8 protein-coding genes are annotated in these 11265 nt (G+C 60.3%); 5 read left to right on the top strand and 3 right to left on the bottom strand.

Going from position 1 to position 11265, the window contains the following annotated elements; all coding sequences use genetic code 11:
* Positions 1 to 832 precede the first annotated feature (832 nt).
* Positions 833 to 1258, bottom strand: coding sequence for a PadR family transcriptional regulator (locus BGO16_RS03525; RefSeq protein ID WP_292617219.1), 426 nt, complete (start codon positions 1256 to 1258; stop codon positions 833 to 835).
* A 996-nt stretch (positions 1259 to 2254) separates the two neighbouring features.
* Here BGO16_RS03525 and BGO16_RS03520 point away from each other — a divergent pair.
* The gene (locus tag BGO16_RS03520; protein ID WP_292617218.1) at positions 2255 to 2989 is read left to right on the top strand and encodes an HAD family hydrolase; all 735 of its coding nucleotides are present in this window, start codon (positions 2255 to 2257) and stop codon (positions 2987 to 2989) included.
* A 163-nt stretch (positions 2990 to 3152) separates the two neighbouring features.
* Here the strand turns inward: BGO16_RS03520 and BGO16_RS03515 are convergent, their stop codons facing one another.
* Entirely contained in the window at positions 3153 to 4511 is a 1359-nt protein-coding gene (locus BGO16_RS03515; protein ID WP_292617217.1) for a glycosyltransferase family 4 protein, read from the bottom strand.
* 261 nt (positions 4512 to 4772) lie between these two features.
* Between BGO16_RS03515 and BGO16_RS03510 the strand changes: the two genes are divergently transcribed.
* Positions 4773 to 5015, top strand: a complete 243-nt coding sequence (locus tag BGO16_RS03510) for a hypothetical protein (RefSeq protein ID WP_292617216.1) — start codon at positions 4773 to 4775, stop codon at positions 5013 to 5015.
* A gap of 35 nt (positions 5016 to 5050) precedes the next feature.
* On the opposite strand, the gene BGO16_RS03505 is transcribed toward BGO16_RS03510, so the two are convergent.
* Positions 5051 to 5245 (bottom strand): hypothetical protein, encoded by a 195-nt coding sequence (locus BGO16_RS03505; protein ID WP_292617215.1) that lies wholly within the window; start codon positions 5243 to 5245, stop codon positions 5051 to 5053.
* A gap of 31 nt (positions 5246 to 5276) precedes the next feature.
* On the opposite strand from BGO16_RS03505, the gene BGO16_RS03500 reads away from it, so the two are divergent.
* The 3 genes from BGO16_RS03500 (at position 5277) to BGO16_RS03490 (ending at position 11055) form a co-directional block, all read left to right on the top strand.
* A complete protein-coding gene (locus BGO16_RS03500; RefSeq protein WP_292617214.1) occupies positions 5277 to 6164 on the top strand; it encodes a hypothetical protein in 888 nt (295 codons plus the stop codon).
* A gap of 89 nt (positions 6165 to 6253) precedes the next feature.
* Positions 6254 to 8707, top strand: coding sequence for a glycosyltransferase (locus BGO16_RS03495; RefSeq protein WP_292617213.1), 2454 nt, complete (start codon positions 6254 to 6256; stop codon positions 8705 to 8707).
* On the top strand, positions 8683 to 11055 hold the full coding sequence (locus tag BGO16_RS03490; RefSeq protein ID WP_363091382.1) for a glycosyltransferase family 2 protein: 2373 nt from the start codon (positions 8683 to 8685) through the stop codon (positions 11053 to 11055). Before BGO16_RS03495 ends, BGO16_RS03490 begins: the two co-directional genes overlap by 25 nt.
* The last annotated feature ends 210 nt before the right edge of the window (positions 11056 to 11265 follow it).

The following is an 11265-nucleotide window of genomic DNA, read 5'->3' as shown; positions in this document are numbered from 1 at the left end:
CCTCTCGGGCGCCAATGTGAGCATCTACGAGTGGTGGGTGTGGAACCAGATCCCGGTCACCATCGGCAATATCCTGGGTGCGATGGTGCTCAATGGCACGCTGTGGTACTTCACTCATACCTTGCAAAGAGAATAAGCTGAACTAACGACTCAACCGGTCATTATGCCCGGCCTTTCGCTTCTGCTGAAGCGAAAGGCCGGGATTTTAATTTAACGCGTTTTTTCTTACACGCGAGCCCGGACCTAACCCTCTGGTCAAGCCTGAGGACATGCGTTCAAAACGCTGTAAGGGTCGGGTATGGACGTTTTAAAACCGGGACCTCCAAAGCGCAGATCGCCCGATACCTCCGCAAAGACGCGCTCCGCGCTGGAACTTTTGACCATAGAGCCCGCTTCTGACGGAATCAGCGGGGCTCTATAATTTTGATTTGATGCGCTTTCTTCACGCGAACCGGTCCCCCACTTCGCTCGAAAACGCTCTAACGCGTGAACAGCCTCGCCGCCTGTACGTCTCCGCTTCCTGACATTTTCTAACGAAGCATGCCCGCGGAATTGAACCAGGGGCAGGTCCGATTCGCGCGAAGATTATACGTCGAGAAAAATCATGAAGCCTGCGGCTGATCCGATCGGAAACGGAAAGGCTTCAGTCAAGGACCGTTCCGGACGACACGGAGCTAATCCGGCACCACGCCGCCGCAGGCTGCATAGCCGTTTGACGAACCACGATGCTTCGGACCCACTCTACCCCCCGTTATCCCGTCTTCGCTTGCCGGTCACTTCGGAGCGGCAAAGCCGATCGCGGGCCGTATACCAATGGTGCGTAAGAAGCGTCTTATTTTCTCGGCATGGCCGCGCGGGCGAGGACATCCAGCAGGCCTTCCGTGGCGTCTGCATCGGCCTCCTTTATTCGCTCCGCCATTCCCAGCGCCTGTCGCCAGCGGGTGACGCGTTCGCCAAGCGCGTTCAGGCGGCCAAGAACGGCAGCGGCACGATCGTGGTTCTGTTCGAGAAAGGCGCGGCCCTCGTCGGTGATCGTGAAAAGTCTCGGGGGATCGGTGGACGCGGTCAGATGGCCCGACTCCACGAGACTGGCCAGCATCGGATGGACCTTGTTGGGACTGGGCAAAAACCAGTCGGCCGTCATTTTCTCGATCGTCTGAATGACTTCGTAGCCACGACGAGGCGTCTCGGAAATGAGCGAGAGCGCAACAAGACGCAGATCGTCCTCGGCCACACCCTTTGATGATGGAGCCGTCATTTTTGTTCTCCGTCAAGAAATCTCTGTTCGAAAGAAACCCATATTACATTGTAACGCAAGACATATTTCTCCGGCAAGCGGTCCGTCCTCGCGATGCCCCGGGGCGCTTCGCACGTCCCGTTCGGGACCTGCAAACGTTCGGCGAACTGTTCCCGGCACCGCGATGTCGCGTCGTCATTCGGACGCCGCTGGAAAGGTTCGGAACCTGCGTCAGGCCACTTCATAACATTTCCGCGGGGAGTGCTCACTCCGGCCGCGGCGCAAAATCTTCATCAACCTGCTTCGCACGGAGGTCGCGTGGCAAAACCTGATTGCCCTGCCCGTCGGCGACGGAGGACCTGAAACGGCCTTGCGATCCAGAGCACCTTGGCTTAAAGCAAGGCGCCCACGAAACGCCTTTTACTTCGGTGTCTGCAGTCCTGACGAATTCACCCACGCGTCGATATGAGCGGCTGCATCGGCCTGACGCACCTTCGCTAACGCTTCATCCCTGCGAGCGCCGGGAGGCAGTTCGTCGGCTGTCTTGCGGGCGTTTGCCGCAAACTCGACCAGACGATCCTTCAAAGGCCTGAGCTGAATAGAACCACGTCGCACCCTCATTGGCGTGCTCCCTCGTTTCGAGAGGCGGAGCGCGAGCAGCGTTCTCCTCACCTCTATACAGAGCCACAACCCTCGTGGTGGTCTGGTGAGTGTGCGCCTTCCGCTCCGGAAATGCGAGTCGATTATTCACAAAACAACTGGAGCGATTCAAAACACCGCAGCATCAAAGCCGGAAATTCGATCGAACAGCGAAATCACTGTTTTGTGTCTGCCGTCTCGGTCGCCCGCCAAAACCATGCTGCGTGATAAGAAATGCTTTCGGCCTATCCAAAGAATAATGAATTGCCCGGATCGCCGAATCCGGGTTGTGATGCGTAGATCACCGTTCGGTTCCCGGCCCGGTTCAGGACGCCGCAACCGAGCCTGTTGAAAATCGGCTCTTCGGTTTTGAGGAAAATGAGCGAAACATCCGCCACAAATTTGCCACCCAATCATATTCGGGCATTGATCATCGAAGCGCGCGCCCTGATCTTCGATGTCGACGGAACGCTTGCCGAAACCGAAGAGGCCCACCGTCAGGCGTTCAACACGGCCTTCGCCGGAGCGGGCCTTGATTGGCACTGGGACCGCGCGACTTACAAGGAATTGCTCCGGGTCGCAGGAGGAAAAGAGCGGATCCGAGCGTTCGACAATGCGCGAAACGGACAGCCGCCACTGTTGTCGGATTCCGAGATTGCCGAGCTGCACCAGATCAAAACCAGGCTCTATGCGGAGTTGATCACCGAGGGTGGCTGCCCGCTTCGGCCGGGCATTCGGGCCCTGCTGGATATGGCGCGCCAGCGCGGTCAGCCCCTGGCAATTGCAACGACGACCTCGCGCGACAACATCGATGTGCTGCTTTCGGCGTCGCTCGGCAAGGACTGGGAGCAATGGTTCACAGCCATTGCCGCAGGCGACGAAGTGAGAAGGAAGAAGCCCGCGCCGGACGTTTATCTGAAGGTCCTCGACAAATTGAATCTGCCCGCGAAAGAATGTCTCGCTATTGAAGACTCCGGCATCGGCCTGGCCGCTGCGACCGGCGCCGGAATTCCTGTCTTGATCTCACGGAGCGCTTATTTCAGCGACGATGACTTTTCAGGTGCCGCTTGCACGGTCGACGATCTGACAGATGTGACAGGCGTGCGGGAATAACCAGAAAGGTTTTTTGACAACCTGCCAGAGTCCCAACTTCGCCGGACTCAACCCTAGCCCGAGCATGGTCTTATCTAAAAATCGGCTTTCCCTTTTCGGGATCATGCTCTAGGGACGAGTCTCGAGGTCAGCTCGGCGTTGACCATGGTCATCAAAACAGCATTCAAGACAGACCATGGTCCTCCTCGTCCGACATTTCCATTTCGGCCGGGACGGACGGCTTGCGCGACGAGCGCTTGACGGCTGTCGGCCATTGCGACGCCGGGCGTCCCGTCCAGACATTTCGCCGAGCGGACGCCGGCGCTTTCAGATCGAGAAGCTCGCGCATTCGCGGGATACAAACGCGTGCGGCATCGTAGTGCTCGATGACAAAATCGCGGGCGGCCTTTCTGATTGCGCAAAACCGCTCCGGATACTGGAGTGCTTCAACGACCTTTTCAGCAAGCTCGTCAACGGCGAAAAAAGGAACCAGAAGACCGTTATCCCCGGAACTGATGACCTCACGTACCGGCGCGGTATCGGATCCTATCACGAGACAGCCTGCGCTCATCGCTTCCAGCGCCGACCAGGACAGCACGAATGGATACGTCAGGTAGACATGCGCGGATGACACCTGAAGTGCTGCAATAAAAGTATCGTATGGAACACCGCCCATGAAATGAACGCGTGACATATCCAGCCGATCGCTCACCTCCTCCAGAAAGATCGACTTCCAGTTGCGGCCCGCCGGCGGCGGAAGGCCATAAGACAGCCCATCCCTGCCGATAATGACAACCTGCGCATTGGGCCGATGTCTCAGTATTTCGGGAAGCGCACGCATGAAGATGTGGTAGCCCCTGAGCGGCTCAAGATTGCGCACGACGAACGTCACGACTTCATCCGAGCGGCCGACCTGCCGGCCGTTCGGAAGCATCAGACGCGCCTGTGCATCAGGTCGCACGCGGGACGTATCAATCCCTTCATGAATGACTTCTATCTTGCTTTGATAATGCCTTGGAAAAGTCGACTGCTGCCAATATGTGGGCGAAATTCCGACATCGCAGTCGGCGAGTGCTAACAGGGTTGTCGCATTCTTGAGCTGAAGCCCGATGTGACCGTCCCGACCGGACATCGGAAACTCCGGATCAAATCCAATGTCGCGCCCTTCTGCACCGTAATAGAACTCGCAATAGACCAACTGCCTCGCCTTGGGGAACATGGTGCGCAACGGCAGCGTTTCTCCCCAGCCGGGATGCGCGAGGATCACATCCGGCGAGAAGCCGGACGTCGCGAGCGTGGAAAGACTGTAGAGGACCTGCTCGGCCCGACGACACTCGAGATCGAAACGTCTCGCAAATGGATGCGTTGCTGAGACATCAGCATCGGGAAGTGCATATTTAATCAACTTGACCGAAGACATCGGCTGCGCATTCGACGCGCCGACGGCGGCAAGTTCGAAACCCGGCTGGGCGGCCAGCGCCGCCGCGAGATTGCGGTACTGTGCGGGGAAATTATTGTGAACGAATAAAATCTTCATCGACATGACATCCAGGCTGTGCGCGTGCGTCGCCTTTTAAGTAAAAAACTTTCCCCAGCGAACCATTCAATAGCAATCTCGTCCAATTCTTCCTCGCCTGATTTATCGCGCGTTGACAAGTTCCAAATGAATTTGCACTTTCATCGTCGAACTTGATTTCCGTCTGACATCTTCTTGCCAGAAAAATTGTCGATCCTGCGTTGCCTGGATATGAATTCCGAAGTCCCTGCATAGTTCGATAACAATTCAAAATACAATGGAAAGCGCATGGCATTCGCGATGAGCCCCAAATTGACACAACCACCGTCCGACTACTCGCCGCAAATCCCGCTTCAGGATTGGAGCAGCTTTAAGAAGCTGCCCGACACCGCCGAGAGCATCGTAGATTCCATCATGCTGCTGAGAGACGAGAACGACATGTTACGCAGGATGGCTGCATCGCTAAGCGTGGAAGCTGAAGATATCCGGCAATCTCTTTCATCGACGAAATCGACCGGCTTGCCGGTTTGATATTCTATGAGGGCCACCCCGGTCATGAGCGACCATCATTGAGCATTCTGGACAGGTATCGTGGAATGAACGTTGATCGGTTTGGTCCCCCAGCGGGAAAAGGCGACAGGATCGAGGCTGACGATTTTGAGACAGGAAAATGGCGAAGCGCCGATCATGTCGCGCAACCGATCGATCGTTTGTTCGTCTCTGTCGCGACAGCAGGCCTTCTGACACAAGGCGACCTGCATGATGAATTTGCACGGCTGAAGGAGACGACAGGTGGATCTGTTCCAGGGCACGACGAACGACGCTGAGCAACAGAAGGTGCTGAGTCTCGACCGCGGACTGTTCTTCGTAAATTACAAAAGCGCCGATGATTCCGCCTCGCCGCCGCGCGTGACGGTCACTCCCGCCGAAGGCCATGAAAGGCGCATGGAGATCATTCTGCACCCCGACGCAACCGGGCCGACGTTGTGGCAGCCGAAATCCGGCCTTGTCGTGCGGGTCAACACGCCCGGCACGTTGCAGGTTCAGGTTCAGCCGGCGAAACGCGGCGGATCGCGAGCCGCGATCGTACGCATCGAACAAATCCAGGCAGGGCAGGCACCCGCTGGGCTCGGTGAAGGCAACCGCGCAGGGCTTCACACGCACGTTGCGACCGAGGGCCTGAAGGTGCTCGGCCATGTCGCGGGACGCGGCGATATCGTTGTCGGACCCAATGCATGGATCGCGGGTCCGGCAGCGCCGTCACGCGTCGAAGGCGTGGCTCTTGAATGGCCGGACAGGCCCGCAAGCGTCGATATCCGTTACGCGGTCCAGTTCGCCAACGGTCAGTCCGGCAGCGGCAGGATGGTGCCGCTCGGCACCTATGCCGGCACCCGCGGCCGGGCTCTTCCCCTTACCGCCGTGGTGCTCGAAATGAGCGGCGCCGATGACCTGAAGTTTGTCGCTGAAGCTGGATTCCTGAATGCGCCAACGCTGCGCGCGGTCGGCAGGCGCGTGGTGTTGGCGGGTCCGACCAACCGCGAGCCGCTGGTCGGAATTCGCATCGGCATCGAGCAGACTGCTCCGGCAGAACAGGACGCACGAGCAACGCCGCGCAAGTCCGCAGGTTCTGCGCGGGTGAGAGTCTTCCGCAGCCAGCAGCGTCAGGCGAGCGCGGTCTGATAAACAACCGACTTCCACTTTCGGATACGTACGGACGGCCAGCAGTCGCGAAGCACAGCTCAGGCGCTCACCGGTCAGGACAACGCCAGATGATCCTCAGGACCGCGAGTGACACTCAGGCTCCTGCCGGATTTGGTTCGCACGTCAAGCTCGAACGCATGGCCGCGCAAGCGATCATGGATCAGGACTTTCTCGCGGCGTTCAAATACGCGGACAGGCGTTGCCGGGTCGGTCCCTCGGCTGCGCATTGCTTCGTTCTTCGGGCGGAGGCGAACTGGAGGCTGGAGCGCAGCGATGCGGCTTTGGCCGATCTCGCCGAGGCGCTTCTCGTCGATCCGTCCGATCTTGCCGCCAACCGCAGGATGCTCGCCTGGGCAACGGGCGATCGCCGGCGAAGCGCGGCCGCCAGTCTGATCGGCCGCGACAGCAATCCGGCGATCCTGCGAGCCGCCATCGAGGAATTACGCCGTGCAGGGGATCGGCACTGGACCGCCTGTTCGGTGTTTGACAACCATGTAACGGGCTGGGTCGCATGGACCAAGGCGAACACGATCGAAGTCAGTCTTGCGTTTGAAAACGGCAGCCTCACCAGCACACTTGAACCCAATTCGTTTCATCCGCTGGCTGGCATGGAGATTCAGGCGACGGCCTTCCTGGTTCGGCGCCCACCATCCGACGCGCCCCAGACGCTGACGCTGACCTGCGGCGACGAGACCATCCACGTGCACCGGCTCGCACCCAACCTGTCCCCTCCGCCGGGTATCCGCACCGGCGCACGCCAATCAGCCGCGCCACGATCCGATGTCACCGCGCCCACCGTCATCGTTCCGGTGTACCGGGACGTACAAGCAACGCTTGACTGCTTCGACAGCCTCATCAAGGCGCGCGCGTCATCCGGAGGACAGCCCTTCCGCATTCTGGCGGTTGATGATGCCACGCCCGAACCAAAACTGCGGCGTTATTTGAAGGAGCTCGCTGCGGCCGGGACTATCGACCGTCTCATCAACGAGACCAATCTCGGCTTCGTCGGCGCGGTCAATCGCGCGCTGGAGGCTCTGCCGACGGGCGACGTCGTGCTGCTCAATTCCGACACCATCGTGCCGCCAGGTTTCGTCGAGCGATTGTCAACAGTGGCGCGCTCCGCGCCGGATATCGGGACCGTTACCCCGCTGTCGAACAACGGCGACATCTTTTCGTTTCCGACGCCGAACGATCTCAATCCGATGCAGAGCTATGAGAGAATTCTTGAGATCGACCGGGTCGCCAGCATCGCCAATTCCGGTGACGTCACCGACGTCCCGAGCGGCATCGGCTTCTGCCTCTATATTACGCGCGACTGTCTCGCCGCCATTGGCGGGCTGTCGGACAATTTCGAGCGAGGCTACCTCGAGGACGTCGATCTCTGCTTGCGCGCGCGCGCCGGGGGTTTTCGCAACGTCTGCGCTCCGTCCGTCTATGTCGGCCATCACGGCTCCAAATCCTTCCGGCACGAAAAGCGACGCCTCGTGCTCCGCAACCTCGAAATCCTTGACCGGCGATTCCCTGACTACCGGCGGGAATGTCGCGCCTTCGAGGTCGCGGACCCGTTGCGGCCCGCGCGTGCGAAGCTTGATCGGGCACTGCCATGGCCTTCTGAGCCGTCGGTGCTGATTCTTGGCAATCGACGGAGCTTCGCCGCCGTCGCCGAGGAGCGGGCCCGCCATCTCCGCGAACGCGGCAAGCGTGCGATTCTGTTGTTGCGGGAGCGCGACACCGTTCATCTCAGGGCGGCCGACGGCAGCAGCCCGCAGACTGTCCGTTTGAGTTTCGACACCGACGCGGCCATCGCCGATACCGCCGACACCATCGCCCGGCTGCATCCCGATCGCGCCGAGATCATCGAGCCGAATCCGTTGCCGCGACTGGTCGCGCTGCTGCGGAAATTCGGCGTTCCCGTCAATCCGTGGGTGACGGCAGCCGACCTCGGCGAAGCCGTCATCGCGCTTGGCGACGAAACGCCGTTTCTTGCGTCCGGCAAGGCAGCCAGGGCGTTTGCGAAGGCCCGCTGGCCCAACCGCAAAATCGTCCTTAAGGACTGGCCGACCCTTCCGCTGACGCTGCCGCGGGTTCGCGGCGCGCGCCGGTCGCTTGCGATCGTACCTTCCGCCCCCTCGCCTGCATCCTTCCGCCTGATACGAAGTTTGGCGGAGCACCTGGGGCGGCGGGAGCCATCCAGATCGATCGTCGTCGCCGGTAAGACGAGTGACGACGATCGTCTGATGTCCTACGCGAATGTTTTCGCCACTGGCGCGGTCACTGCCGGCGAGATCGGCGATGTACTCGCACCGCACCGTCCGGGCTGGCTGCTCACCGACTTCGAGAGTCCGGCATTCGGGCATCCACTCGTCGAAGCCGCAAGGCGCGCTTCGATACCTGTCGCGTACCGCGACTGGTCCGCCGGATCGATCAAACCGCGCAAGCGCGATCTTGCAATCCCGACAGACGCGGACGATTGCGAACTGGTCGAAGCTGTTATCGCGTGGATCGAGCGATCCAGACCATGACGCGCGTCATACCAGCCCGCAAGCTGCCAATCGTCGAGCCGGAACTGGCCAGTCGGCTCGCGCTCGGCAATGACGGGACGGTATCCGGCTTCGTGTTCGATCCCCAGACTCCGGAACGCCGCTTCACGGTCGACATCCTGCTTGACGGCCTGGTGGTGAAGACGGTCTATGCCGATGCTTTCACGCCGGAATGCTATCAGCAAGACCTCGGCCATACATGCGGTTTTGCGGTGGCCATTGATCCCGATCTGCTTCGTGCCGCCCGCCATCTTTCGGCGCGCCTCGCCAATCTCGGAACTCCCATCGGCCACCCCATCGACCTTGAAAATAATAGCATGGCCGCTGTCGGTCTGCGCCCGGCCTGCAAGCTGCGCTGGCTGGGTGGCCTGCGTTTCCAGGGCTGGATCGACAGCGAAGCCGCCGTGACGCTGGAAGCGATCGTCGATGGAGAAACCGTCGCACAACTGCGCGCCGCATCCTGGACTCACATTGGCGGCGAGGTCGAGGGAGAGGCTTCGCGCAACGTTCGCGCTTTCGATTTCCACGTCCCGCAACGCTTTTGCGACGGCCGTGTTCATCGAATCCTGCTGCGAAAAGAGGACGGCGAACAAATCCCGACAATGGCCGTCTTCGTCGCATTCCCCGATGGCCTCACCGGATTGATCGATCTCGTCGGCGGTTACGACGCCGAGCGGCTGCGCGGCAAGCTATACGATCAACTCATTCCCGCCTCGCTGCCTCTTTACGACTATGCCGACTGGCGCGACCGTTTCCCGCTGCCGGAGCCGCAACCGAGTTCGCTTCGGCTGGCCGTGGTGATCGCCGGCAGTGATGGCGTGCAACAGACGCTGTCCACGCTGGAAACGCAAAGCAACGAGAACTGGACGGCGGGGGCGATTGACGGTCTGCCGCTTCTGATCGACAGCGACGCCATGCTGGAATTTCTGCAGAACGCCACGCCAGACGCGAGCCACGTTGTGGTGGCCATGGCGGGTGTTGCGCTGGAACGCAACGCGCTGGCGCGCATTTCCGCCGCTTTCGACGCCCATCCTGATGCAGCCGCCATATATGGCGATCTCGACTTTCTCGCTGACGATGGCCGCCTGTGGCCGCTTGCCTTTCCGGCGTTCGATTATGAAAGAATGCTCGAACAAGGATATTGCGCGTATCTGTTCGGGGTGCGGCGCGACGCCCTGATCGCAGCCCTCGCGGCGCGCCCGGACAACATCTACCGCCTCTTCAATAGCTTGCTGGATCGGACTGGCCCGCAACAGGCGGATGTCCTTCACCTGCCCGGAGCGCTGGGGACGATGCCGGGGTTCGATCGGGCAAAAGCCGGCCGATTGCTGGCCGAAGCCAGCCGTCTGCACCTGCGGGCGCGCGGACTTGATGCGGAAATCACCGAGCAGCGAGGCAATTTCTTTCCCGCGGTTCGGATCAGGCGATCATACGTTCAACAGCGGGTCACGGTGGTCATCCCGACGCGCGATCGCGTATCGCTGCTACGCAAATGCCTCGACAGCATTGCACCCGCGATCAAGCGCTGTCGTGCCGATATCCTCATCATCGACAACGACAGCGCCGATCCGGCGACGATCGGCTTTCTTGCCGATCTACCACGGCGCGGCATCCGGACTTTGCAAATCGAGGGACCATTCAATTTCGCACGACTCAACAATCGAGCCGCCGCACAGCTTGACACCGACATCCTCTGCCTCCTCAACAACGACATCGAGGCAAGCTCCGATGACTGGCTCGAGGAGATGCTGGCGCGCCTGGGCCAGCCAGACGTCGGCGCGGTCGGCGCGCTGCTGGCCTTGCCCGGGGGCGTCGTTCAACACGGTGGCGTCGTGCTGGGCATGAATTTTTCAGTCGCTCACGCCTGCACGGACCGGGTCGGCGATGACCCCGGCTTTCTCGATCAGCTCCTCGTTGCGCACGAATGCAGCGCAGTGACCGCGGCCTGCCTCGTGACCCGCCGAAGCGACTACCTCGCGGTCGGCGGAATGGACGAAAACCGTTTCGCCGTGGCGTTCAACGACGTCGACTATTGTTTGCGCTTGCGCGAGGCCGGCAAACGCATTGTCTTTACGCCGCACGCGAAGCTCATTCACGCCGAGTCCGCCAGCCGCGGCAACGATAACCGCGCCGACCGGCGAGACCGGTTTGAACATGAACTCAACCTGCTGCGCGCGCGCTGGGGCGAGGCGCTCAACGATGATCCGGCCTACAATCCGCAACTGTCGCGCGACGGCATTCCTTATGGCGGCCTGGCCTGGCCTCCCGGGCAACGGAACCCGCGGTACAACCGTCCGCCGATCGCTCGCGATTTGCCGCTTGGGTTCTGACAAGCTGCCGTAGGTTTCGGGTCTGTCTTAGCTGCGTTGAACCAGACTGGTCGCTCATCTTTGGTTTGGGCATGATCTTTTCCGAAAACCTTTTTCCACTTTTCGGTATCATGCTCCAATTTCTTGATTGGCGCGTTTTCTTCACGCGAACCGGATTCCACTTCGCTCGAAAACGCTCTAGGGTCGAGACTCAATTGATCCACCAAGTCA

Origin of the sequence: Nitrobacter sp. 62-23, assembly GCF_001897285.1 — a bacterium.
Taxonomy (GTDB): domain Bacteria; phylum Pseudomonadota; class Alphaproteobacteria; order Rhizobiales; family Xanthobacteraceae; genus Nitrobacter.
Note: the sequence above shows the minus strand (reverse complement) of the source record. Positions and strands in the feature narration are given on the sequence as shown.